19 protein-coding genes are annotated in these 23,800 nt (G+C 67.8%); 9 read left to right on the top strand and 10 right to left on the bottom strand.

The features are described from left to right. Positions 1–51: 51 nt before the first annotated feature. From urtE to ramB, 6 genes are all read right to left on the bottom strand, one after another. Positions 52–759, bottom strand: a complete 708-nt coding sequence (gene urtE / locus BR31_RS0112220; RefSeq protein ID WP_027501218.1) for an urea ABC transporter ATP-binding subunit UrtE — start codon at positions 757–759, stop codon at positions 52–54. Continuing rightward, positions 752–1,573 carry an urea ABC transporter ATP-binding protein UrtD gene (gene urtD, locus BR31_RS0112215; protein WP_027501217.1) on the bottom strand — a complete coding sequence of 274 codons (822 nt, stop codon included), beginning with the start codon at positions 1,571–1,573 and terminating at the stop codon, positions 752–754. Before urtD ends, urtE begins: the two co-directional genes overlap by 8 nt. After that, positions 1,570–2,670: an urea ABC transporter permease subunit UrtC gene (urtC, locus tag BR31_RS0112210; RefSeq protein WP_027501216.1), complete on the bottom strand. Its 1,101-nt coding sequence runs from the start codon at positions 2,668–2,670 to the stop codon at positions 1,570–1,572. The genes urtD and urtC overlap by 4 nt, the downstream gene beginning before the upstream one ends. Further along, complete coding sequence (gene urtB, locus BR31_RS0112205; RefSeq protein WP_027501215.1) at positions 2,667–3,551, bottom strand: urea ABC transporter permease subunit UrtB; 885 nt, start codon at positions 3,549–3,551, stop codon at positions 2,667–2,669. The genes urtC and urtB overlap by 4 nt, the downstream gene beginning before the upstream one ends. 48 nt (positions 3,552–3,599) lie before the next feature. Next, positions 3,600–4,874 carry an urea ABC transporter substrate-binding protein gene (urtA, locus tag BR31_RS0112200; RefSeq protein ID WP_027501214.1) on the bottom strand — a complete coding sequence of 425 codons (1,275 nt, stop codon included), beginning with the start codon at positions 4,872–4,874 and terminating at the stop codon, positions 3,600–3,602. Positions 4,875–5,181: 307 nt separating this feature from the next. Beyond that, complete coding sequence (ramB, locus tag BR31_RS0112195) at positions 5,182–6,594, bottom strand: acetate metabolism transcriptional regulator RamB (protein ID WP_027501213.1); 1,413 nt, start codon at positions 6,592–6,594, stop codon at positions 5,182–5,184. 115 nt (positions 6,595–6,709) lie between these two features. Between ramB and BR31_RS0112190 the strand changes: the two genes are divergently transcribed. From BR31_RS0112190 to BR31_RS0112175, 4 genes are all read left to right on the top strand, one after another. Continuing rightward, the gene (locus BR31_RS0112190) at positions 6,710–7,387 is read left to right on the top strand and encodes a hypothetical protein (RefSeq protein ID WP_051637342.1); all 678 of its coding nucleotides are present in this window, start codon (positions 6,710–6,712) and stop codon (positions 7,385–7,387) included. A 437-nt stretch (positions 7,388–7,824) separates the two neighbouring features. Then, complete coding sequence (locus tag BR31_RS0112185) at positions 7,825–9,042, top strand: cytochrome P450 (RefSeq protein ID WP_231496460.1); 1,218 nt, start codon at positions 7,825–7,827, stop codon at positions 9,040–9,042. Continuing rightward, the gene (locus tag BR31_RS0112180) at positions 9,039–10,253 is read left to right on the top strand and encodes an MFS transporter (protein WP_027501210.1); all 1,215 of its coding nucleotides are present in this window, start codon (positions 9,039–9,041) and stop codon (positions 10,251–10,253) included. The genes BR31_RS0112185 and BR31_RS0112180 overlap by 4 nt, the downstream gene beginning before the upstream one ends. Before the next feature lie 54 nt (positions 10,254–10,307). Next, positions 10,308–11,024, top strand: a complete 717-nt coding sequence (locus tag BR31_RS0112175; RefSeq protein WP_027501209.1) for an enoyl-CoA hydratase/isomerase family protein — start codon at positions 10,308–10,310, stop codon at positions 11,022–11,024. Between the two features lie 7 nt (positions 11,025–11,031). On the opposite strand, the gene BR31_RS0112170 is transcribed toward BR31_RS0112175, so the two are convergent. Next, a complete protein-coding gene (locus BR31_RS0112170; protein ID WP_027501208.1) occupies positions 11,032–11,946 on the bottom strand; it encodes an MBL fold metallo-hydrolase in 915 nt (304 codons plus the stop codon). A 443-nt stretch (positions 11,947–12,389) separates the two neighbouring features. On the opposite strand from BR31_RS0112170, the gene aceA reads away from it, so the two are divergent. The 3 genes from aceA (at position 12,390) to metE (ending at position 17,088) form a co-directional block, all read left to right on the top strand. Next, a complete protein-coding gene (gene aceA / locus BR31_RS0112165) occupies positions 12,390–13,679 on the top strand; it encodes an isocitrate lyase (protein ID WP_027501207.1) in 1,290 nt (429 codons plus the stop codon). Positions 13,680–13,778: 99 nt separating this feature from the next. After that, complete coding sequence (locus tag BR31_RS0112160; RefSeq protein ID WP_027501206.1) at positions 13,779–14,675, top strand: 3-hydroxybutyryl-CoA dehydrogenase; 897 nt, start codon at positions 13,779–13,781, stop codon at positions 14,673–14,675. Positions 14,676–14,793: 118 nt separating this feature from the next. Further along, positions 14,794–17,088, top strand: a complete 2,295-nt coding sequence (gene metE, locus BR31_RS0112155; protein ID WP_027501205.1) for a 5-methyltetrahydropteroyltriglutamate--homocysteine S-methyltransferase — start codon at positions 14,794–14,796, stop codon at positions 17,086–17,088. A 60-nt stretch (positions 17,089–17,148) separates the two neighbouring features. Here the strand turns inward: metE and BR31_RS28370 are convergent, their stop codons facing one another. Both BR31_RS28370 and BR31_RS0112145 read right to left on the bottom strand, forming a co-directional pair. Next, a complete protein-coding gene (locus BR31_RS28370; protein WP_037176420.1) occupies positions 17,149–18,687 on the bottom strand; it encodes an endoglycoceramidase I in 1,539 nt (512 codons plus the stop codon). Positions 18,688–18,929: 242 nt separating this feature from the next. Beyond that, the gene (locus BR31_RS0112145; RefSeq protein ID WP_027501204.1) at positions 18,930–20,402 is read right to left on the bottom strand and encodes an endoglycoceramidase I; all 1,473 of its coding nucleotides are present in this window, start codon (positions 20,400–20,402) and stop codon (positions 18,930–18,932) included. 168 nt (positions 20,403–20,570) lie between these two features. Here BR31_RS0112145 and BR31_RS0112140 point away from each other — a divergent pair, with 168 nt between their 5' ends. Then, positions 20,571–21,611 (top strand): NAD(P)-dependent alcohol dehydrogenase, encoded by a 1,041-nt coding sequence (locus BR31_RS0112140; protein WP_027501203.1) that lies wholly within the window; start codon positions 20,571–20,573, stop codon positions 21,609–21,611. Here the strand turns inward: BR31_RS0112140 and BR31_RS28365 are convergent. After that, entirely contained in the window at positions 21,578–22,540 is a 963-nt protein-coding gene (locus BR31_RS28365; RefSeq protein ID WP_051637341.1) for a LysR family transcriptional regulator, read from the bottom strand. The genes BR31_RS0112140 and BR31_RS28365 overlap by 34 nt on opposite strands. A 101-nt stretch (positions 22,541–22,641) precedes the next feature. Between BR31_RS28365 and BR31_RS0112130 the strand changes: the two genes are divergently transcribed. Then, positions 22,642–23,700: a YeiH family protein gene (locus BR31_RS0112130; protein WP_027501202.1), complete on the top strand. Its 1,059-nt coding sequence runs from the start codon at positions 22,642–22,644 to the stop codon at positions 23,698–23,700. Positions 23,701–23,800 lie beyond the last annotated feature (100 nt).

The raw sequence follows: 23,800 nt of genomic DNA, 5'->3' as shown, positions 1-23,800 counted from the left end.
GCTCTCCCAGGTGTGAATGTTCCTGACGCGCCCGCGATCTCGCGGCCAAGGTCAGATGGCCATCGCCGCGCGGACGGCGGTCTCCGCGCCGGGCGAACGGACGCCGCGGCCGCCTTCGCCGGTCGAGGTGATCCGCCCGGACTCGAGCACGTAGTAGCTCTGCGCCGCCTGGAGGGCGAAGCCGATGTGCTGCTCCACCAGCAGCACGCCGAGACCGCCGCGGCCGGTGAGCGCGACGATGGTGCTCTCGATCTCCGCGACCACGGACGGCTGGATGCCCTCGGTCGGCTCGTCCAGGATGAGCATCCGTGGCTCGGTGATCAGGGCGCGCGCGATGGCGAGCTGCTGACGCTGGCCGCCCGACAGCAGCCCGGCCCGCCGGGTGAGCAGACCCTTGAGCGCGGGGAACAGGTCGAGGGATTCGTCGATCAGCGCCCGTCCCCGCTTGCGCCCGTCGGCCACGACCTGCAGGTTCTCCGCCGTGGTGAGCTGCCCGAAGGACTGCTGTCCCTGCGGCACATAGGCAAGGCCGCGGGCCACCCGTGCGCTCGGGCGCAGCTTGCTGACGTCCTCGCCGTCGAACAGCACCTGGCCCGAGTTGATCTTCAGCAGCCCGACCGCGGCCCGGAGCAGGGTGGTCTTGCCCGCCCCGTTGTGCCCCATCACCGCGGCCACACCGTCGGCGGGCACCTCGACGGTGACGCCGTGGATGACCTCGGTGCGACCGTAGCCGGCGTGAACGTCCCTCAGCTCAAGCATTCTCGGTCTCCTTCGTGACGGTGGGCTCGGGCTCGGCGGCGGAGGCGGTGCCGAGGTAGACCTGCTGCACCTTCGGGTCGGCCTGGACCTGCTCCACCGTGCCCTCGGCGAGGACCTTGCCCGCGTGCAGCACGGTGACGGAGGTGGCGAACGCGCGCATGAAGTCCATGTCGTGCTCGACGACGACAACCGTTCGCTCACCACCGATGCGCCGCAACAGGTTTCCGGTCTCCTCGCGTTCGTCATGACTCATGCCCGCGACGGGCTCGTCGAGCAGCAGCACGTCGGCGTTCTGCACCAGCAGCATGCCGATCTCGAGCCACTGCTTCTGGCCGTGCGCGAGGATGCCAGCCGGCTTGTCGCGCAGGTGACCGAGGCCGGTGATCTCGAGTGCCTCCTCGATCCGAGGGCTGACGGAGCCACGGCGACGGAGCAGGGTCAGAGCGGAACGGCCGGCGCCCGCCGCGATGTCGAGGTTCTGCAGGACGCTCAGCTGCTCGAAAACGCTTGCCGTCTGGAAGGTTCGGCCGACGCCGAGCCGGGCGATCTTGTGTACCTTCTTGCCGATCAGTTCCACACCGGACTTGGCGACCGAGCCGGTCGCGGGCACCAGGCCGGTGATCGCGTCGACCAGGGTGGTCTTGCCTGCCCCGTTGGGGCCGATGAGGAAGCGCAGGTCGCCCTGCATCAGGGTCAGGTCGACCCCGTCGACGGCGGTGAACCCGTCGAACGTCACCCGCAGGTCCCGGACCTCGAGGTACTGACTGGACATTCCGGCGTTGCCGCCGAACGCTGGAGCGCTCGCGTTGGTCATCGGGCCACCTCGAGTTCGGGAAGGGCGTCGGGGGTCTCGTCGCGGGGGGCGTCGGCGCTCGGTCTGCGGCGCCGGATCAGCTCGATCAGTCCGGCGACGCCCGCGGGGAAGAAGCCGACCACCACGATGAACAGCAGGCCCTGGGCGTAGATCCAGCCGGAGGGGAAGTTCTCGGACAGGGTGGACTGCGCCCATGCGACGCCGATGGCGCCGAGCACCGGACCGAGCAGGGTGGCGCGGCCGCCGATCGCGACGCCGATGAGGAACGCGATCGAGGGGACGATGCCGACGTCGGCGGGGGAGATGATGCCGACGATGGGGACGAACAGGGCCCCGGCGATCCCGGCGAAGAAGGCCGCGACCACGTACGCGACGACCTTGATGTTCGCCGGGTCGTAGCCGAGGAAGCGGACTCGCTCCTCCTGGTCCCGGACCGCGACCAGCAGTTCGCCGTAGCGGCTGTACATCAGCTGCCTGGTCAGCGCGACGACCAGGAGCAGCACCCCGGCGGCGATGAAGAACAGCATCCGCTTGTTCGCGGGGTCGTTGAGGTTGAAGCCGAAGAAGGTGCGGAACCGGTTGAGCCCGTTGCTGCCTCCGATCGACTGCTGGCCGACCAGCAGGATGGCGAAGGCGGCCGCGAGCGCCTGGGACAGGATGGCGAAGTAGGCGCCCTTGACCCGGCGCTTGAACACGCCGAGGCCGAGCACGAACGCGACAAGTGCGGGCACCACGAGGATGGCGAGGACGGTGACCAGCGGCGAGGTGAACGGCGTCCAGTAGCCGGGCAGCTCGCTGATCCCGGCGATCTGCATGAAGTCGGGGACGTCGTTGCCCTTGAGCTCGGCGTCCGCGATCTTCAGGTGCATGGCCATCATGTAGGCGCCGAGTCCGAAGAAGACGCCCTGGCCGAGGGTGAGCATTCCGCCTCGGCCCCATGCCAATCCGATCCCGACTGCGACGATGGCGAAGCAGAGGAACTTGCCGAGCAGGTTCAGCCGGAAGTCGCTGAGCACCGCAGGCGCGAGGCCGAACAGCACCAGGGCGGCGAGACCGAATCCGGCGAGCGGCCGCCAGCGGGTGAGCATGCCGGTCATACGAGACTCCTTGTCTTCACGGCGAACAGGCCCTGCGGCCGCACCTGGAGGAAGACGACGATGATCACGAACAGGATGACCTTCGCGATCGAGGCGGTCGTCGAGTACTCGATGTAGGAGTTGAGGATGCCGAGGGCGAATGCCGCGATCACCGCGCCCTTGATCTGTCCGAGGCCACCGACCACCACCACCAGGAACGCGTCGATGAGGTAGGACTGGCCGACCGTGGAACTGGTCGAGCCGATCAGGGTTAATGCCACGCCTGCCACGCCCGCGAGGCCCGAGCCGATGAAGAAGGTGGTGATATCGGTTCTACGGCTGGAGATTCCGCTTGTCTCGGCGAGGTCGCGGTTCTGTACGACGGCCCGGATCCGCCGTCCCATCGGGGTGGTCTTGAGCGCGACGGACAGCACAGCGACGCAGACGATGGCGAGGACCAGGATGAAGATGCGGGTCTTGGGGACGACGGCGCCGAGGATGTCGACGCCGCCGGACAGCCACTCCGGGGCGACCACGTTGACGGCGGGCGCCCCGAAGATGTCGCGGGCGAGCTGCTGCAGGATCAGGCCGACACCGAACGTCACCAGCAGGGTGTCGAGCGGGCGGTGGTACATCCGCTGCACGAGGGTCACCTCGAGCAGCACCCCCATGGCCCCTCCGACGAGGAAGCCGACGAGCAGAGAGATCAGCAGGGACGCCCCCGCCGTCGAGAACACCTGTTGCACAACGTAGGCGGTGTACGACCCGGCCATGATGAATTCACCGTGGGCCATGTTGATCACGCCCATCTGGCCAAAGGTCAGCGACAGCCCCAGCGCCGCCAGCAGCAGGATCGACCCGATACTCAGGCCGGTGAACAACTGTCCGATCACGACATCCATGTCGAATGTCCGTCCTCTCCACTCTCTGTCGTCGGCTACTCGGGTCGGTTACTTGCTGGCCAGGCTCTCGGCCCACGAGTAGCTGGTCAGGTACGGGTCGGGCTGGATCGGGCTACCCGAGTCCCAGACGGTGTAGATGAGGCCGTCGGGCCGGATCTCCCCGATGCGGGCGGTCTTGGTGATGTGGTGGTTGTCGCCGTCGATCGTCACGAGTCCCTCCGGAGCGTTGAAAGTGACTCCGTCGGCGGCGTTCTGGATGTCCTCGACGGCAAAGGAGTTGGCCTTCTCCGCGGTGTTCTTCCACAGGTAGACGGAGGTGTAGGCCGCCTCCATCGGGTCCGAGGTGGGCTTGGTGGCGCCGTACTTCGCCTTGTAGGCGTCGACGAACTTCTTGTTCTCCGGGCTGTCGATGGTCTGGTAGTAGTTCCACGCGGTGAGCTGGCCCGCGATGTTCTGCGCACCGATGCCCGCCACCTCCTCCTCGGCGATGGAGACCGAGACCACTGGCATCTCGGCGGCCTTGAGGCCGGCGTTGGTGTACTCGCGGAAGAAGGCGACGTTGGAGTCGCCGTTGAGCGTGTTGAACACGGCGTCGGCGTCCGCGGACCGGACCTTGTTGACGATCGTGGAGAAGTCGGTTGACCCGAGCGGCGTGTAGTCCTCGCCCTTGATCTCGATGCCGTTGGCGGCGGCGTAGGCCTTGATCTCGCGGTTCGCGGTCTGCGGGAACACGTAGTCGCTACCGACCAGGTAGAGCGACTTCACGCCCTTTTCCTTCAGGTGGTCCAGGGCCGGGATGATCTGTTGGTTGGTGGTGGCTCCGGTGTAGAAGATGTTCTTGGAGTCCTCGAGGCCCTCGTACTGGACGGGGTAGTACAGGAGCGAGTTCTTGTCCTCGAACACCGGCAGCATGGCCTTGCGGCTAGAGGAGGTCCATCCGCCGAAAACCGCTGCGACACAGTCGCTGCTGATCAGCTTCTCGGCCTTCTCCGCGAATACCGTCGGCTCGGAGGCGCCGTCCTCGGCGACGATCTCGATCTTCTTGCCCAGCACACCACCGGAGTTGTTGATCTCCTCGACGGCGAGTGCGATGGAGTCGCGGACGGTGACCTCCGAGATCGCCATGGTGCCGGACAGCGAGTTCAGCGAGCCCACCTTGACGGTGTCGCCGGAGGTGTTCACACAGGATTCGGCCGTGCTCGACGCGGCGGTGTCGTCGCCTGCCTTGCTGCCGCACGCGCTGAGCACCAGGCCGACCGCAGCGAGGGCAGCCGGGGCAACGAGGGCGCGCTTGGAGATCGTGGTCCTACGAGAGACGGACATGTACAGCCTTTCCTTCGTCGGGGAGGCGGCCGCCGGACAGCGCGCGCCGCACACCGAACACGCCCTGTATCCGCGATGCGTATACAGGGCTGTATTCGTGTGAGCGCAGACGATATGGGCGCGTTGTTGCGCCTGAATGTCACTGCGTGACTTGTTTATGTCCCGGATTACCGTCAGGTGAACAGGCGTGCCCGAGCGGCGGTTTCGCGGGCTAGGGCCATCGCCGAGTGTGCAGTTTCCGGGGCATCGGCCGAGTGCGGCGGCGGCAACTGCACACTCGGCGGGCGGCGGCGGTGAGGGAGTGGGTTCAGCGGATGAGGTAGGGCGACACCGAGCTGCGGTGCTCGTTGATGTCGAGTTCCTTGCCGAGCGGAGGGAAGGCCCGCTGCGGGCAGTTCATCCGCTCGCACACCCGGCAGCCGGCGCCGATCGGGGTGGCGGCGGCCTGGTTGTCCAGGTCGAGGCCGTCCGCGTAGACGGTGCGGTGCGCGTGCCGGAGCTCGCAGCCGAGACCGATGGCAAAGGTCTTGCCCGGCTGGCCGTATCGGGCCGCGCGGCGCTCGACCGTCCGCGCCACCCACAGGTAGCTGCGGCCGTCCGGCATCTGCGCGATCTGGGTCATGATCTTGCCGGGGTACCCGAACGTCTCGTACACATTCCACAGGGGGCAGGTGCCGCCGCTGGAGGAGAAGTGGAAGCCGGTGGCGGACTGCCGCTTCGACATGTTGCCCGCCCGGTCGACCCGGACGAACGAGAACGGCACGCCGCGCAGCTTCGGGCGCTGCAGGGTGGAGAGCCGATGGCAGATGGTCTCGTAGCTCTGTGAGAAGAACGCGGACAGCCGCTCGATGTCGTAGCGGAATTCTTCGGCGATGTCGTGGAACTGGGTGTACGGCAGCACCGTTGCCGCGGCGAAGTAGTTGGCGAGCCCGAGGATGGCGAGCGACCGGGACGACTCCGCGGTGAAGTTCCCCTCGTCGACCATCTTGTTCAGCAGATCCCCGCACTCGAGGTAGGCCAGCTCGGCGGCGAACTTGAACACCTTCTGCCCGCCGGACAGGTGCGGGGAGATCTCCAGCACGCGGGACTCGGGGTCGTAGCGGTGCAGCACGCCCTCGCCGAGGTCGATGCGCTGCACGATCTGCACATCGTGCACGTTCTCGAGCCGCCTGGCGATCTCGCCTGCGACGTCGCCGCGGTGGAAACGCATCCGGGCGGTGAGCTCCTCGGCGGCGGTGTCCAGCTCGTGCAGGTAGTTCTGCCGTTGATAGAAGTAGTCCCGCACCTCCTCGTGCGGCATGGTGATCGCCCCGCTGCCGCTGCCGTCGCTGTACCGGTCCTCGGTGGCCGCGGCCAGCTGCGCGGTGGTGTTGCGGTAGCGGCGGTGCATGTTCACGATGGCCTTGGCCAGGCTCGGGTGCGCGGACACCATCTCCGCGATTTCCTGGGCGTCGGAGTCGATGCCCATCTCCTGGTCGAGCGCGACCTCCCGCAGTTCGGCGATCAGCCGGGTGTCGTCCTGTGAGGAGAAGAAGGTGGTGTCCACCCCGAAGACCTCGGTGATCCGCAGCAGCACGGGGACGGTGAGCGGCCGCACGTCGTGCTCGATCTGGTTGAGGTAGCTCGCCGAGATCTCCAGCGTCTGGGCCAGGGCGGCCTGGCTCATGGCTCGTTCGGTGCGTAGCTGACGCAGTCGCGCGCCGACATAGGTCTTCGCCATTTCTCCAGGTTACGAGGGGTGTCAGGGGTTGGCAACAACGGGTTCGCAGGATTAGCTCCGCGCGAGGGGATGGGCGGGGGCGGGAGGTAACGCGACGCGCTGCGAGACTGTGCCGATGACGAACGACGTGCCCGCAGGCCTCGAGGCCGGGGCGAGCCTGGTCACCGCGATGCTCAGCCCCGTCTCGGGTGGACTGGTGCGCACGTGGACCGAGGGCGGGACCAGGCTGTGGAGCGTCGACGATCCGGACGGGCTCAGTGAACTGCTGGGACGCGGGCTGATCGCGCGTGTCTCCGTACCCGACGATCGGTTCCGCGAGACGGTGCTCCTCGACGCCGCGGCGGGCACCCTGCTGGTGCAGGAACGCATCCCCGGTGCCACCGAGAACACCAGGGACCGGGCGTTCCGGCTGGGCGACCCGGTCCGCCCCGAGCGCAACCCCTGGACCGATCTCGACGACTTCCTCGCCGCCGCCGCGGCGTCCGCCGTCGAGCGCGACGAGTACTGGGTGGTGGAGCTCGGCGGCTGGGCTGCGCCGCACGAGCCGTACTGCTTCTTCGGGGTCGTCGACGACGAGGGGGAGCGGGTGGCGGTGATCGAGACGGCGCCGGTGCCGCGGGACACCGGGGTCTGGCCGGAGGTGCCCGACGATGGCAGGCCCGGCACGTCGGTGTCCTCGCCCGCGTCGGAGGACACCATCGAGGCCGCGGGGATCTTCGCGGTGACCGCCGTCGAGTCCTGGGGCGTCGCGCCGTGGGACGTGGCGCTGAGCTTCGGGCACAGGGCGCCGTAGTCGGCCCCGCTCGGCGACCTCGGTGGACCGGGGTCGCTCAGTTGCGCACCCGTTCCTGACCGCCTTCCGACCCTCACCTCGCCCGGCCGCCGATATCGCGGTCTCGTTGCTGTGCGCGGATTCCGTTGTCCATCTGTGGAATTCGCGGTGAACCGGTGACCGTCCATGCGTAGCTCACCGTGGGTGAGCGGATCCCACACCTTGGGTGGGTTCTTCTGTCTCCGCCGATGGCTCAATCTTATTCATGTCACATCGAGCACCGAAAGGAGGGACAGGAAATGCGTCGAATCAAGTTCACCGTCGCCGCGCTCGTCGGCTTTGTGCCGCGAAAAGCGCCGGGCATGTACGAATGGTCCTGAGAATGCGTAACAGTGCGGGCGGTCGATTTGATCGGCCGCCCGCACTTTCATTAGGAGATGTAGATGACACGGCCACCGGTGCTCGGGACATCGCGAGCAGAATTGGCGGAAGCGTACGATCGCGGACGACTGTCCTTTCTGCTCGACGCCGCAGAACTCGGGCCGATCGTCGAACTCTGGCCGGGAACCTTTCTCGTGTCGGGTCACCGCGAGGTACACGAAGTACTCGTCGGGTCGAATCGAAAGTTCTTGTCGACACAGAATTTCCTCAGAAGCAAGGTGTCGGGCGACCTCGGATCCGAATCGGTGCAGCGGTGGATGCGATCGCGGAAGGCGGCATCCGCAGCACTGGCATCGCGCAGGCGTCTCGACGACCACCAGGTCGAGCTCGCCCATGATACGAACGCGATCGTTCGGAGTTGGTTGGGGAGGACGGTCGGCGAGCGAGAGCTGATCGACACCCTGCAGGTCCTCACGTCCGCGTCCATCAGCCGGTACTGCTTTGGAACCCGGGACTTCGACGAGATCCCCGCTCTCGCACAAGAACTTCTCGATTCACTCTTCCCGATCACCGCGAGCCCCTTCGTCCTCCCCAGGTGGTTGCGCTGGCGGCCTTCCGATCTGCGAGTCCGCAGGGCGCTACGCAATCTCGAATCGGCCGTGGCGAAGCTGGCGCGGGCGCCTGGCTCGGACGGATTGTGCGATGACCTGCTGCGTGCCGAACTTCCACCCAAAGATGTTGTGCAGATGATTATCTCGACACTCCTGGCCGCGCATGGTGTCCCGGCGTCGGCCATCCTGTGGGGGATGGTCGAGCTCGGTGGACGCAGCGCGCTCCAAGAACAGCTGCGAGGTGAGGGCGGCGAAGGCGCGCTCACGCGCGTGGTGTCGGAGACGCTCCGCCTGTGGCCTCCGTCGTGGATGCTCGGCCGTGACGCGGCCGAGGACATCCCTTTCGGGGACTGGGAGATGAAGAAGGGCAGCGTGGTGATGGTGTCCAGCTGGGTCACCCACCGGGTGTCGCCCACCTTCGCGCCGACCGGTGGCGACTTCAGGCCCGAGCGCTGGATCGACGCGACGCCCCAGCGCGGTGAGTTCATACCGTTCGGCGGTGGGCCGCGATGGTGTGTCGGCGCGAAGTTCGCGGAACGGGAGCTGTCGACCGTCTTGGGCGAGATCGTGCGGAATTCCACTATGCGGATTCAGCTGTCGGGCGCCGAACTGAAAGTGAACGAGCGCAGAACGCTCACCCCCGAGGGCTTCTCCATGAGGTTCTACGTCCCGGTCGGCGCATGATCCGCGGAAAACTCCGGGCCAGACTGGGGTTCGCCTTCCTCCTTGCCGGACCCGTCGCGGATTCCGCCATCGTGGTGATAACGGCTGGGCTGGTCATGTCGGCCGGGGGAGATGCGGCCCTCCTTTCGCTGGCATTCGGTGCCCGATGCGTCGGAATTCTCGGTGCGGGGATCGTCGCAGGAACGTTGGCGGACAGGCTCGACAAACGGGCGATCATTCTCTCGACTTACGCCGGTCGATGTGCGCTGATCGCCATACTTCCGGCGCTCGCCGGTGGATTTCACATTCTGCCCGTCATGATCGCATTGGGCGTCTGTAGTGGGCTGTCGCAGCCGGCCGCGACAACTGCGGTTTATCTCTCTGTTCCGCGCGACGATCGGGCCAATCGGCTGGCGGTCTGGCATTCGCTGAGCCTCACCGTGCAAGTGGTTGCGCCCGCGGCGGCGGCACTGCTGATCTCGGCCACCGGACCAACGGTGTCGGCGCTCCTGCTCGTCGCGGCCGTTGCCATCGGTGCCACATGCGCATGCGCGGTCGCCCCGAGTCCGATGCGAACCGACCGACCAACGGGGTTCGTCCACGACACGCGTGAGGGTTTCCGGTATCTCAGGGAAACCCACTGGCTGCGGACGGTGATCCTGGTGTCTGCGGCACAAACAGCGCTGCCGGTCCCCGCCTGGCTCCTGATCGTCAACGCGGGGTCGAGCGAGCGATGGTTCGCGGGCGCCCAGGGTTACATCATGGCGCTGTTCGCGCTCGGTGGCATCGTCGCCACGAGCCTGCTCGGAAAGCGGATTCCCTCTCGCACAGCGCAGTCGGCGTTGCTGGCGCAGGGGGCGATCTGCGTCGGCCTCGTGGCATTGAGCCTCTATCCACCGTTCTCCGTCATGGCCGTGGTGGCACTCCTCGTCGGCGCCGCGATCCGATTGGGCAGCGTCTGGGCGGATGTCCTCGTGGCGACGCGAGTGCCCGAAGCGATGCTCGGACGGGTCGCGGGATTGGGTGCGACCCTCGCCAATGTGTGCATGCCGGTCGGCTACATGATCGCAGGCGCGCTGCTGGCCCCGCTCGGCTCGGCGGTGACCGCGGGTCTCGCGGCCGCCGTGAGCGCGGCCGTCACGGTCGTCGGTGTCGTGCTGGTCTCGGCGCCTGCACAGGCGCCGCCTGCGCTGAGTCGGCCCGAAGCCCGAGGTGTTCACGCGGGGGGATGAGCCCACTTCGGGCGCAGGGCGGCGCAGGCGGCCATCCGGCGCTATCGTCTCGCCATGCCTTACATGGAGCGCTCGGGAGACGTGTTCGTCCTTTACCTCGGAACCGAGGGTGAACGGGACGAGGAGAACGCGTTCAATCCGCGATGGCTCGACGAGACCGAGGCGCTGCTCGACGAGGTCGAAGCGAGTGCGGGGCCGGCCGCCCTGGTGACCACCGCGGTCGGGAAGTTCTATTCCACCGGCCTCGACACCGTCTGGGTCGCGCAGAACCTGGGGCAGCTCAACCCGTACATGGATCGTGTGCACGCGCTCTTCGCGCGCGTGCTGACCTTCCCGATGGCGACCGTCGCCGCGATGCCGGGCCACACCTTCGGCGGCGGAGCGATCCTGGCCACCGCGCACGACCATCAGGTGATGCGCGGCGACCGGGGGTTCTTCTGCCTGCCCGGCATCACGGTCGGCATCAGCTACACGCCCGGGGTGCTCGGATTGCTCACCGCGCGGCTGCCTGGGCGGGCGGTGCACGCCGCGCTGACGACCGGTCGCCGATACGGCGGGACCGAGGCGCTGGCCCACGGACTCGTCGACGAGGTCGCGGCCGGGGACGACGTGCTCGCGAAGGCGGTCGGCCGTGCACAGGGCCTGGTGCACACCCGCGGGCGCACACTCGGCGAGATCAAGAGCTCGCTGTACGCGGGTGCCGTTGCCGCTCTCCGTACCCCATCGGCCAGCCTGGAGGCGCAGGAAGCGGCAGTGACCGCCCAGCGATGACCCGCGGTCAGGCCCAAGGGTTCTCGCGGGCGAAGACGGTCGGGAAGCTCAGCGCCACGCCGTCCTCGTCGGCCAGCCGGGTGAGCACCGCCATCGTGCGGTCGAGGTCGTCGCCTGCGTAGGGGAGCGCGCGCAGCGGCCTCGACAGCGGCCGGAAGAAGTCGTCCCAGTGGATCAGCACCGCGCGCCGGGCGCCCACCTCGCGGACGGTCTCGCGCCAGTACTCCTCGATGTAGGCGTCGGGCTGGACGCCGAGCTGCCCCACCCCGAGGTAGGCCACGTCGGCCCGCCTGCCTGCCAGCGCGCCGGGGACGTACCCGGCGCTGCCCTGCACGAGCAGTGACCTCCCGGAGGACGGGTGGCCGACGATGATCGACCAGGCCTCGCCGCAGCGATACGCCGAGGTCTTCACCGGCGGGACGACGGGCGCGATGATCTGGCCGGGATAGCGGTCCGGCGGGCAGTGGTGCGACTCGATCATCGTCACCTCGAACGCGCCGAGCGCCATCGCGGCGCCGGGGGTCGCGACCGCGATTCGGTCGGCGGGCAGCCCGTGGCCGCGCCCGATCCAGGCCGTCGACTCGCCGCCGACCAGCCGGGCACCCGTCCTCTCGGCCACCGCGGGGGAGTCGAGCGCGTGGTCGAAATGGGTGTGCACGGGGATGACCGCCTCGAGCCGGGTGACGGCGGCCCGCGCCAGCGCCGCGTCGATCCGCGTCGCGTCGGGCGCGATCCTGCCCAGTGCCACGCGAGCCAGGCCGGGACGGCTGAAGAACCCGTCGGTCATGATCGCCGACGAGCCGTCGTCGACGAGCAGGCTCGCGACGCCGAGAAACGTGACCGTGAGCCCGTCGGTTGCCGGGGTGAGGTCGAATCGATCCGCGTACCGGTTGATATCGGGGCGCCCGAGCCGCAGTCTCATGGCCGAAACGCTAACCGGCGGCGCGGCGGGCGGCGCGGACTTCGCCGCGATGGGTGTGAACGAGCCGGCCGTCGGCGTCGGGCGACGTGATTGCCCTCACAACCGGGTCGGGTCCGCCGTGATCGGGCGCCCGCGCGGTCCTCGGTCGGGCGGCGGAATCGGCGCGACCGCAACCGCTCGCGTGCCCCGAACAATCCGCAGGTCGGAACCTACTTGCCGGTAGCTCGCCAAGCTACTTGCCGGTAGCCAAGCGCTCGCTTGGCCGGTCCGAACTTTGCAAAGTTAGCAACCCTGTTTGAAAACCTAGCCAAGATTGGCATTAGCAACAGGTAGACGGCAGTTTTTGCGTGTGCCACTCTCGTTAAGTACATACGAAGGGCCTGGCAAGGATGTGAAGCAGTACATCCGTACCGGACCAGCAGATACAAGAGAGTGGAGCCTCGATGTCGACCACCGGCACCCCGAAGACCGCAGCTGAGATCCAGCAGGATTGGGACACCAATCCCCGCTGGAAGGGACTCACCCGTAACTACACGGCCGAGCAGGTCGTCAAGCTCCAGGGCTCCGTCGTCGAGGAGGCCACCCTGGCCCGCCGTGGCTCGGAGATCCTGTGGGACCTCGTGAACAACGAGGACTACATCAACTCCCTCGGCGCCCTCACCGGCAACCAGGCCGTGCAGCAGGTGCGCGCCGGCCTCAAGGCCATCTACCTCTCCGGCTGGCAGGTCGCCGGTGACGCGAACCTCTCGGGTCACACCTACCCGGACCAGAGCCTCTACCCGGCCAACTCGGTGCCGCAGGTCGTCCGTCGCATCAACAACGCGCTGCTGCGCGCCGACGAGATCGCCAAGGTCGAGGGTGACACCTCCGTCGAGAACTGGCTCGCCCCGATCGTCGCGGACGGCGAGGCCGGCTTCGGCGGCGCGCTGAACGTCTACGAGCTGCAGAAGGCCATGATCGCGGCCGGTGTCGCCGGTTCGCACTGGGAGGACCAGCTCGCGTCGGAGAAGAAGTGCGGCCACCTCGGTGGCAAGGTGCTCATCCCGACCCAGCAGCACATCCGCACCCTGACCTCGGCGCGTCTCGCGGCCGACGTCGCGGACGTCCCCACCGTCGTCATCGCGCGCACCGACGCCGAGGCCGCCACCCTCATCACCTCCGATGTGGACGAGCGTGACCGCCCGTTCCTCGACGGCACCCGCACCGCCGAGGGCTTCTACGGCATCAAGAACGGCATCGAGCCCTGCATCGCGCGTGCCAAGGCCTACGCCCCGTACTCCGACCTCATCTGGATGGAGACCGGTGTGCCGGACCTCGAGGTCGCCAAGCAGTTCGCCGAGGCCGTCCGCAGCGAGTTCCCGGACCAGCTGCTGGCCTACAACTGCTCCCCGTCCTTCAACTGGAAGCAGCACCTGGACGACGCGACCATCGCGAAGTTCCAGAAGGAGCTCGGCGCGATGGGCTTCAAGTTCCAGTTCATCACCCTCGCCGGCTTCCACTCGCTCAACTACGGCATGTTCGACCTGGCGCACGGCTACGCCCGCGAGGGCATGACCGCCTTCGTCGACCTGCAGGAGCGCGAGTTCAAGGCCGCCGAGGAGCGTGGCTTCACCGCCATCAAGCACCAGCGTGAGGTCGGCGCCGGCTACTTCGACAGCATCGCCACCACGGTCGACCCCAACACGTCCACCGCGGCGCTGAAGGGCTCCACCGAAGAGGGCCAGTTCCACTAGGAACCCCCGCTTCACCTGCACGACCCGTCCCACCCACCGCGGGGCCCACAGCCCGGGCCCCGCGGTGCGGACGACTCCACTAGACGATGAGGAGCTGACGTGACCAGCGAAAAGATTCAGCGCGTCGGCGTGATCGGCGCAGGCATCATGGGCGCCGGAATCGCCGAGGTGTGCGCCCGCGCACATGTCGATGTTCTGGTGTTCGAGCAGACCCGCGAGCTCGCGGCGGCCGGCCGTGCCCGCATCCTGCGGTCGCTGGACCGCGGTGTGAGCAGCGGCAAGATCACCGAGCGTGAGCGGGAGCAGGCCGCCTGGCGGCTGCGCTTCACCTCCGACCTCGGCGACTTCGCCGATCGGCAGCTCGTCGTGGAGGCCGTCCTCGAGGACGAGAAGGTCAAGAGCGCGATCTTCGCCGAGCTCGACCAGGTGGTCACGGACCCGAATGCGGTGCTGGCCTCCAACACCTCCTCCATCCCGATCATGAAGCTGGGCATCGCCACCAAGGCGCCCGAGCGTGTGATCGGCATGCACTTCTTCAACCCGGTGCCCGTGCTCCCGCTCGTCGAGCTCGTCACCACCCTCAAGACCAGCTCCGCGGTCTCCGAGCGGGCCGAGGCCTTCGCGAGCGAGGTCCTCGGCAAGCAGGTCGTCCGCAGCGCCGACCGCTCCGGGTTCGTCGTCAACGCGCTGCTCGTGCCGTACCTGCTGTCGGCGATTCGGATGGTCGAGTCCGGATTCGCGACCAAGGAGGACGTGGACCGCGCGATGGTGCTCGGCTGTAACCACCCGATGGGCCCGCTTGCCCTGACGGACCTGGTCGGCCTCGACACCGTCAAGTCGATCGCGGACTCGATGTACGAGGAGTTCAAGGAGCCGCTCTACTCGGCTCCGCCGCTGCTGCTGCGCATGGTCGAGGCCGGACTCGTCGGCAAGAAGTCCGGCGCGGGCTTCTACGAGTACGGCGAGAACGGTCGGAGCACGAAGAAAGCAAGCTAGGTAGCTTCACCAGTACGCACCTTCGGCGCCCGTGGGCCTTTCATTGTTTGTGACAGCAACGCTGTGGCAGTGAGAAAGGCCCACGGGCGCGAAGCGCATCGAGGGAGAGGTCGACACGATGTCCAACAGCGCCGCCACCTACGGCTCCAGCGTCCTGGGGTACCCGAGGATCGGGCCACGACGCGAACTCAAGCGGGCACTCGAAGCGTATTGGCACGGGAAGTCCAGCCAGGCCGAGCTGATCGCCGTCGGCCGGGAGCTCCAGGAGCAGACCTGGAGCGAGCTGGCCGCGACCGGCCTGACGCAGGTCCCAGGCAACACCTTCTCCTACTACGACCACGTGCTGGACAACGCGCTGCTCTTCGGCGCCGTGCCCGGCCGGTTCGCCCCGCTCGAGGGTGAGCTGAACGAACTCGACTTCTACTTCACCATGGCCCGCGGCCGGCCCGACTTCCCGCCGCTGGAGCTGGTGCGGTTCATCGACACCAACTACTACTACCGCCAGCCCGAGCTCGACGAGCGCACCGTCTTCACCCTGCGTGCCGACGCGCTGATGGACGAGTTCGAACGGGCCAAGGCGCGCGGCATCGAGCTGCGCCCGGTCATCCTCGGCCCGGTCTCGCTGTTGCTGCTGTCGAAGGCGAGCGCCGATGCGGTGGACGACTTCTCGGTGCTCGACCTGCTGGATTCGCTGCTGCCGCAGTACGAGGCGCTGTTCGAACTGCTCGCCAAGGCCGGGGCCACCTGCGTCCAGCTCGACGAGCCCGCCTTCACCCAGGACCGCACCTCCGAGGAACTGGCCGCGCTCGACCGGGCGTACACCACGCTGTCCCATGCGCCGCTGCGACCGCGGATCCTGGTCACCGGCCCGTACGGGAATCTCGGTGAGGCCCTGCCGATCCTGGCCGCCACCAAGGTCGAGGCGCTCGGGCTCGACCTGGTCTACGGCAAGGTCGCGGCCGACGAGCTGGCGAAGATCCCCGGCTTGAAGCGCAAGCGCATCTACGCGGGCGTTGTGAACGGCAGAAACGTCTGGCGGGCAGACAGCTTCGTCACGCTCACCTACCTGTCCTCGCTCAAGGACGTGATCCCGGATCTCGTGGTCTCGACGTCCTGTTCGCTGATGCACGTGCCCTACGACGTGCTGGCCGAGTGGGACCTCGACGGTGACGTCGCGGACCGGCTCGCCTTCGCCAAGCAGAAGGTCGGTGAGGTGGTCTCGCTGGCCAAGGCGCTCACCGAGGGTCCGTCCGAGCGCTGGCGCAAGAAGCCGACGAAGGTGCATTTCAAGCAGAAGCACGAAGTGCGCCAACGGGTCTACGCCATCAAGGCCGAGGATCGCATCCGGGCGCCGTACGAGGTCCGCCTGCGGGCGCAGCAGGCGAAGCTGAACCTGCCGAAGGTGCCTGCGACGACCCTCGGTTCGTTCCCGCAGACCGACGCGATCCGCCAGGCACGCTACGAGCTCGGCCAGGGTCGCCTCGAGTGGGAGGACTACGTCAAGCGGATCCAGGCCGAGATCGAGAGCACGATCCGGCTGCAGGAGGACATCGGCCTCGACGTCCTGGTGCACGGCGAGCACGAGCGCAACGACATGATCCAGTACTTCGCCGAGCTGATGGACGGATTCGCATCCACTCACAACGGCTGGGTGCAGGCATACGGCTCGCGCTGCGTGCGGCCGCCGATCCTCTACGGCGACGTCCGCAGGCGGGGGCCGATGAGCGTGGAGTGGATCGGCTACGCGCAGTCACTGACCGACAAGCCGGTCAAGGGCATGCTCACCGGTCCGATCACCATGCTGGCGCGCTCGTTCGTCCGGCAGGACCAGCCGCTGCACGAGACCGCGGATCAGTTGGCGCTGGCGATCCGTGACGAGGTGGCCGATCTGGAGGCCGCGGGCATCTCGATCATCCAGGTCGACGAGCCGGCGATCCGGGAGTTGTTGCCGCTGAGGGCCGGCGGCCGCAAGGAGTACCTGGACTGGGCGGTCGACGCGTTCAAGCTGGCGACCGGCGGTGCCAAGCCTGAGACGCAGATCCACACCCACCTGACCTACACGACCCAGAAGTCGGTGGTGGACGCGATCGAGCGGATGGACTGCGACGTGACCGCGATCGTGGCGACCCGCTCGATCACCTGGGTGCTCGACGCCATCAAGGAGCGCAAGCTCACCCACGGTGTTGGACCCGGTGTGTACGAGAGCCGTTCGGCCCGGATCCCGGACATCGACGAGCTCGACGAGCTGCTCACCGAGGCGGCGGAGTCCGTGGAGCTGGACCGACTGTGGGCCAACCCGGACGGCGGCCTCAAGACCAGGCACTACTGGCAGCTCGAGCCGTCGCTGCGGAACCTCGTGGCCGCGGCGCGCCGCCTGCGCCGTAGGGCGGAGAAGGCGGCCTCGGCCGAGTAGCGTTGCACGACAAGGGCTCCGGACCATCAGGTCCGGAGCCCTCGTCGTACCGAGGGGGTGTCAGGAGCCGAGGCTCCCGGTCCCGATCGAACCGCCACCGCCCGAACCGCTCTCGCCCGAACCGGCATCGGCGGAACCCGACGTCGGGAGGTCGTTGCCGTCGGAGTCGGGGCGGTGGATCCGGACGGTGACGGGCGCCGTGCCGTCGGCCTGGACGGTCACGATGCGAGCGCCCGCCGCGGACGTGACCCGGCCGCCTGTGACCTCGCTGACGTATCCGCCGGGGTAGTGCAGGTCGGAGACGTAGATCTCAGTGGGCTTGGCGGACGGGCGCGGCTGGTAGGTGTACTCGAAATCGCCACCGGTCGAGTTGAACCGGAGCCTCCCCGGGACACCGGCGGTGGCCTGCGGGTAGGTGCGGACGAGCTGCTTGCCCACCTCACCGAGGAACGGATCGGGGCGGTCGGTCGGCCCGAAAGTGCTGCTGTAGTGCCAGTACTGCCACCCGATGAAGCGCTCGTCGGCGCTGGCGAGGGTGCTGGCGAGCACGGTGGGGTCGCCGTCGCCGAACTCGGTCACCACGGTCGGGATATCGGCGCGCTCGGTGAGCACGTCGATGTTGCGCCAGGTGTTGGCCTGCTGCAGGTCGCAGCCGGCGCGCAATGCCTCCGGCAGGTCGAGGTAGATGGCGAGCTGGCTGGGGATGCAGTAGTCGTGCGGGGCGAAGACGATGTTCGGGTCGCCGATCGCGGGTGTCGCGGGCGGGTTGGCGAGGTTCGTCGGCATCATCTGGTTCCAGGTGACATTCGGCTCCCAGAACACGGGAACCGTCGGATTCGCGGCGCGGACGTGATCGGTGAGCTTCTGCATCGCAGCCTGGTACTTCCGGTCGAAGTCCGGGCAGCCGTTCGGGAAACAGGTCAGGAACGGCGATCCGGGCCACGGCTCGTTCAGCAGCTCGATGCCCATCACGCTCGGTTTGCCGTTCACCTTCGCGGCGAGTGCGCCGAGGGCTGCGCCGAGGTGGTCGAGCGCGCCGTGCGAGTTGTTCCAGACCTCGTCCCAGCCGAGGTTCATCGTCGGCATCAGGTAGTTCAGCGGGAAACCGGGGTTCGGCTCGCCGGGTAGGGGGCGCGCCTCGATGGACCAGGCGGGAAAACCGTTGCCGCCCCATATGCTCGAGAGCCCATCCTGATGGTTGTCGAGCAGGACGTGGATGCCGCGGGTGCCGAGGACGTCGACCGTGTCGGCGACCCGATCGAGGTATGCGGGGTCGATCTGGCCCCGCTCGGGCATCAGGCCGTCGAAGGACACGCCGAGGCGGACGGTGTTGAACCCGTGCCCGGCGAGCAGATCGGCGTCGGCTGCGGTGAGTGTCAGTCCGTCCCCCGGGGTGACGTACGGCGGTTGTTTGTCGACGTTGTTCACCCCGTGCAGCAGGACCGTACGCCCGAACTCGTCGACCAACCAACGGCCTTCGGTGTGAAGCTGGCTTGCCGGTGGTCGCGCGACCTCGTCGGCGGCGGCGATCGCGGGCGTCGCGGCGACCAGGGTTGTGAGTATTGCGGCGGAGAAGCCGATCGTGAGCAGTCTGTGCATGTATTGCCTCCGTGGATTCGGACAGCCATTTGGACACATGACCAAATGGTGTGATCGTAGGGAGGCCTCCGGTAGACGCGCGGGGTTTCGGGGGATCTCAATTCCTGGCGCGAGGAGCGCACGCTCACCACCGCCGTGGGACCCTGTGTGTACGAGAGCCGTGCGTCCTCGGCCGATTAGCGGTGAACGACAAGGGCTCCGGACCAAGAAGGTCCGGAGCCCTTGTCGTGTTGCAGGGGGTGTCAGGAACCGATGCTCCCGACCCCGCCCGAGCCGGTCTCGCCCGAACCGGCGTCGGCGGAACCCGACGTCGGGAGGTCGTTGCCGTTGGAGTCGGGGCGGTGGATCCGGACGGTGACGGGCGCCGTGCCGTCGGCCTGGACGGTCACGATGCGAGCGCCCGCCGCGGACGTGACCCGGCCGCCGGTGACCTCGCTGACGTATCCGCCGGGGTAGTGCAGGTCGGAGACGTAGATCTCAGTGGGCTTGGCGGACGGGCGCGGCTGGTAGGTGTACTCGAAATCGCCACCGGTCGTGTTGAACCGGAGCTTTCCCGGGACGCCGGCGGTGGCCTGCGGGTAGGTGCGAACGAGCTGCGTGCCCACCTCGCCCTGGAACGGGTCGCCGCCGTTGTAGTGCCAGTACTGCCATCCGATGTTTCGACCATCGGCTCGTGACACGGTGGCCTTCAGTGTGTTGGTGTCGGCGTCGCCGAACTCGGTGACCAGCGCGGGCCGGTTGGTGCGGGCCTGCAGGGCCTCGATGTTCCCCCAGGTGCGGTCGTGCTGTGCCGGGCACAGGGCCGCCACCCACCCCGGTAGCCCGCTGTAGATGCTCAGCTGGCTGGGGATGCAGTAGTCGTGCACGGAGAACGCCACGTTGGGATCGGAGATGGGCTGCTTGCCAAGGTTGCTCGGCATCAGCTGGTTCCACGTCACATTCGGCTCCCAGAAGACGGGAACCGCCGCGTTCGCATCCCGGATGTAGGTGGTCACCTTCTCCAGTGCCGCCTGGTACTTCTTGTCGAAGTCCGAGCAGCCGAGGGGGAAGCAGCTCAGGTAGGGCGATCCCGGCCACGGTTCGTTCAGCACTTCGATGCCGAGGACCGCCGGCTTGCCGTTGACCTTCGCGGCCAGGGCGGCGAGGGCGGTGCCGAGCTTGTCGAGCACCCCGTTGGTGTTGTTCCAGACCTCGTCCCAGCCCTTGTTCATGCTCGGCATCAGGTAGTTCATCGGGAATCCGGGGTTGTTCTCGTCTGCGGCCGGCCTCGCCTCGATGGACCATGCCGGGAACCCGTTGCCGCCCCAGGGGCTGCCCAGCGAGTCCTGGTGGTTGTCCAGCAGCACGTAGATGCCGCGGGCGCCGAGCAGGTCGACCGTGCTGGCGACCCGGTTCAGGTAGGCGGTGTCGATACGATCGCGCGTTGGCATCAATGCGTCGAAGGACACGCCCAGCCGGACGGTGTTGAACCCGTGCCGGGCGAGTAGGTCGGCCTCGCCCGCCGTGATCGTGTCGGTGAGGTACGGAGGTTCCTTGTCGACGCTGTTGACTCCGTGCAGCAGCAACGCGCGGCCGTGTCCGTCGACGAGGGTGCGGCCCTCGACGCGTACCTGACTGACCGGCGTCACGGGCGGTTGGTCGGCGGTGGCGACGGCGGGCACGCACGCCATCGCGATTCCGAGTGTGGCGACGCCGATCGCCAGAAGTTTTCGCATGGATTTCCTCCAGGGCCGTCAAATGTCAAATGTGGACGTTCGTCCAGATCGCGGAGATGGTAGGGAGGCCGCCCGGGTCGCACAATGGCTTTTCGAGAATTCGGTCCGGCACTTCTATCCGGCGTTGCGTGGCTCGGGATCTGCCGATAGGCCTGTAGACATGTAGACATGCTCACCGTTTCCGCCTACGCCGCGACCAGTGCCGACGGACCGCTCGAGAAGGTCGGCATCGAGCGCAGGGATCTCGGCCCGCTCGATGTGCTCATCGAGATCAAGTACTCGGGGATCTGCCACTCCGACATCCACACCGCGCGCAACGAGTGGGGTGGCACCCACTATCCGGTGGTGCCGGGCCACGAGATCGCGGGCGTCGTCACGGCCGTTGGCTCCGAGGTCACCCGGCATCGGATAGGGGACCGCGTCGGCGTCGGTTGCTTTGTCGACTCATGCGGCGCCTGCGGCGCCTGCTCGTCCGGGGACGAGCAATACTGCACCAAACGCGTTGTGCAGACCTACAACTCGCGTATCGGTGACGGTGAGTACACGATGGGCGGGTACTCCACCCATATCGTGGTCACCGAGGGGTTCGTGCTCAGCATCCCGGACGGTCTCGCGCTCGACGTCGCCGCGCCGCTGCTCTGCGCTGGCATCACGCTGTACTCGCCGCTGCGGCACTGGGGTGCGGGCCCGGGCAAGCAGGTCGCGATCATCGGCATGGGCGGGCTCGGACACGTCGGGGTGAAGATCGCCGCCGCCCTCGGTGCGGAGGTGACCGTGCTGAGCCAGACGCTGAGCAAGCAGGACGACGGCCTGCGCTTCGGTGCCCACCACTATTACGCGACGAGTGACCCGGCGACCTTCAAGGCGCTGCGGTCGCGGTTCGACCTGATCCTCAACACCGTCTCGGTGAACCTCGACATGGACCTGTACATGTCGACGCTCGCCGTCAACGGGGCGCTGGTGGAGCTCGGTCTGCCCGAGAAGCCGATCCGGGTCAGCGGATTCTCGCTCGCGGCGAACCGGCGCAGTCTGGCCGGATCGATGGTCGGCGGGATCGCCGAGACGCAGGAGATGCTGAACTTCTGCGCCGAGCACGGGATCGGCGCTGAGATCGAGGTGATCTCCGCGGACCGGATCAACGAGGCCTACGACCGGGTGGTGGCCAGCAATGTGCGCTACCGCTTCGTGATCGACGCCGGGACCTTCTGACGCGGGTCCGCCTCGGTTAAGTCGGTTCGCTGCTGCGCGGTCCGCCGCACCAGTCGCACGAGATCGCCTGCGGGCCCGTCGAGTTGACGGGGAGGGCGCCACACGGCCCGGAGGGTACGGCCGAGTTCGAGGCCGTCGACGTGGATCACCCGCAGCTCACCGGATCTCACCTGCTCCTCGACCGCGAGCGTGCTCAGGACGGCGGGACCCACCCCGCCGAGCACGCTCGTCCGGATGGCGGCGGCACTGCCCAGTTCGAGGATGGGCGACGCGCGCTCGTACTCCTGTAGGGCCAGGTCGAGCGTGGTTCTCGTGCCCGAGCCGGGCTCGCGGACCAGGAGCGAGGTGGCGGCGAGCTCGGCGATGGTCAGTGGCCGACGCCTGCGGGCCCATGGATGGTCGGGGGGGACGACCACGACCAGCTGATCGCGCGCGACGGTGATGCTGTGCAGCGAGGACGGGACCGAGGGGGATTCGACGAACCCGACATCGCAGGTGCCATCGGTGACGCAGTCGAACACCTGGGCCGAGTTACGGACCTGCAGATGGATCGTCACATCGGGATTCAAGCCCCGAAACCGGCCCAGCCAGCCCGGCATCAGGTGCTCGGCAACGGTCATGCTGGCGCCGATGGTCAGCTCCGCCGAGCGCTCGGCGCGCATCCCCTCGGCCACGTCGAGCATTTGGCTTGCATCCGCGAGGACCTGACGTGCCCAGTGCGCGATGACCGTCCCCTGGGGCGTCAGCGTCGAACCGGTCGGCTTGCGCTGCAGCAGGGGCATTCCGAACTGTCGCTCGAGTTGCTTCATGGAGCGGCTGGCGTTCGGCTGCGCGATGCCGGCGATCCGGCTGGCGGCGCTGAGGCTCCCGTGGTCGTCGACACCGACGAGCAGTTCGAGGACGCCCATCTCGGGCCAACGTCGGGGCATACGCGCATGGTATGCCCATTGGGATTGCTATATCACAGAGATATGAGGTGTTGGCGGATTGACGGCTACCGTACTTAGCTCGGGTAACGGACAGTCGATTCATGAGCAGAGAACTGAGCGGGTCGAATCTCGTTCGCGACCGGGCCGCAGCGGATACGCCGCCCGTGCGGCCGGGCAACGAGCTGACCGAGGTCCTTCCCGGCATCGCGCTCAGCGTCGTCGGCACGCTGGTCGCGATGGGGGTCGGGCGGCTGGTGCCAACGGTGAGCCCGATGCTGATCGCGATCGTGGCCGGGGCGCTGGTGGCGAACCTGTTCACGATCGCGCCGAGGTTTCGCCCTGGGTTGGCCTTCTCGTCCAAGCGCCTGCTCCGGGTTGGCATCGCGCTGCTCGGGCTGCAGCTCATGTTCAGCGACATCCTCGGGCTCGGCTGGGGCGTCATCGCGGTTGTCGTCGCGATCGTGTGCCTCGGCATGGCCGGGACGATGTACGCGGGCAAGCTGCTCGGATTGTCGTGGACCCAGCGGGTGCTGATCGCCTGCGGATTCTCGATCTGCGGCGCGGCGGCGGTCGCTGCCGCGGACGGGGTCGTCGACGCCCGCGAGGAGGAACTGCTCACCGCGGTCGCCCTCGTGGTCATCTTCGGCACCCTGATGATCCCGGCGATCCCGCTGCTGTCCAGCGCAATGGGGCTCAGCGACCGGGCGGCTGGGATGTGGGCGGGGGGTGCCATCCACGAGGTCGCGCAGGTGGTTGCAGCCGGAGGGGCGATCGGAGGCGCCGCGCTGGCCGTCGCAACCGTCGTCAAGCTCGCCCGGGTGCTGATGCTCGCCCCGGTGATGGCCTACCTGAGCGTGCGCAGCAGGCGCAGGCCTGCCGGTGCCGCCGAGTCGGCGCAGCGTCCACCACTGGTGCCGCTGTTCGTGCTGGCCTTCATCGCCTGCGTCGGCCTCCGGTCGACCGGATTGTTGCCCGGTTCCGTCCTGGCCGTTGCCGGGCTGGCACAGACGGCGCTGCTCACCGCTGCGATGTTCGCACTCGGCGCCGGGGTGCGCCTTGCGGTCATCCGCGAGGTCGGCCCCCGTCCCTTCGTGCTGGCGAGCGTGTCGACCGTCTGGGTGGCGTCGATCGCGCTGGTGGGTGTCCTGCTGGTGAGCTGACGCCGGGACCACCCCTGGTCGTCGTCCCGATCGAGCGCCATACTCGGTGCATGCCCGGGTGCGTTCGCTGCGGTGGCGGGTGCCCGGGGAGATCCGGGCG

The sequence above is a fragment of the Rhodococcus sp. UNC363MFTsu5.1 genome (assembly GCF_000686785.1).
GTDB classification, from domain to species: Bacteria; Actinomycetota; Actinomycetes; order Mycobacteriales; family Mycobacteriaceae; genus Rhodococcus_G; species Rhodococcus_G maanshanensis.
Note: the sequence above shows the minus strand (reverse complement) of the source record. Positions and strands in the feature narration are given on the sequence as shown.

Bases quoted from the DNA above. Each gene is read 5' to 3' on its own strand.
- BR31_RS0112140 (WP_027501203.1), top strand. From the start codon at position 20,571: ATGCTCACCGTTTCCGCCTACGCCGCGACCAGTGCCGACGGACCGCTC.
- BR31_RS0112190 (WP_051637342.1), top strand. From the start codon at position 6,710: ATGACGAACGACGTGCCCGCAGGCCTCGAGGCCGGGGCGAGCCTGGTC.
- BR31_RS0112145 (WP_027501204.1), bottom strand. From the start codon at position 20,402: ATGCGAAAACTTCTGGCGATCGGCGTCGCCACACTCGGAATCGCGATG.
- ramB (WP_027501213.1), bottom strand. From the start codon at position 6,594: ATGGCGAAGACCTATGTCGGCGCGCGACTGCGTCAGCTACGCACCGAA.
- urtE (WP_027501218.1), bottom strand. From the start codon at position 759: ATGCTTGAGCTGAGGGACGTTCACGCCGGCTACGGTCGCACCGAGGTC.
- BR31_RS0112170 (WP_027501208.1), bottom strand. From the start codon at position 11,946: ATGAGACTGCGGCTCGGGCGCCCCGATATCAACCGGTACGCGGATCGA.
- urtB (WP_027501215.1), bottom strand. From the start codon at position 3,551: ATGGATGTCGTGATCGGACAGTTGTTCACCGGCCTGAGTATCGGGTCG.
- BR31_RS0112180 (WP_027501210.1), top strand. From the start codon at position 9,039: ATGATCCGCGGAAAACTCCGGGCCAGACTGGGGTTCGCCTTCCTCCTT.
- urtA (WP_027501214.1), bottom strand. From the start codon at position 4,874: ATGTCCGTCTCTCGTAGGACCACGATCTCCAAGCGCGCCCTCGTTGCC.
- BR31_RS0112130 (WP_027501202.1), top strand. From the start codon at position 22,642: ATGAGCAGAGAACTGAGCGGGTCGAATCTCGTTCGCGACCGGGCCGCA.
- BR31_RS0112175 (WP_027501209.1), top strand. From the start codon at position 10,308: ATGCCTTACATGGAGCGCTCGGGAGACGTGTTCGTCCTTTACCTCGGA.
- BR31_RS28365 (WP_051637341.1), bottom strand. From the start codon at position 22,540: ATGCCCCGACGTTGGCCCGAGATGGGCGTCCTCGAACTGCTCGTCGGT.
- urtC (WP_027501216.1), bottom strand. From the start codon at position 2,670: ATGACCGGCATGCTCACCCGCTGGCGGCCGCTCGCCGGATTCGGTCTC.
- aceA (WP_027501207.1), top strand. From the start codon at position 12,390: ATGTCGACCACCGGCACCCCGAAGACCGCAGCTGAGATCCAGCAGGAT.
- metE (WP_027501205.1), top strand. From the start codon at position 14,794: ATGTCCAACAGCGCCGCCACCTACGGCTCCAGCGTCCTGGGGTACCCG.
- BR31_RS28370 (WP_037176420.1), bottom strand. From the start codon at position 18,687: ATGCACAGACTGCTCACGATCGGCTTCTCCGCCGCAATACTCACAACC.
- urtD (WP_027501217.1), bottom strand. From the start codon at position 1,573: ATGACCAACGCGAGCGCTCCAGCGTTCGGCGGCAACGCCGGAATGTCC.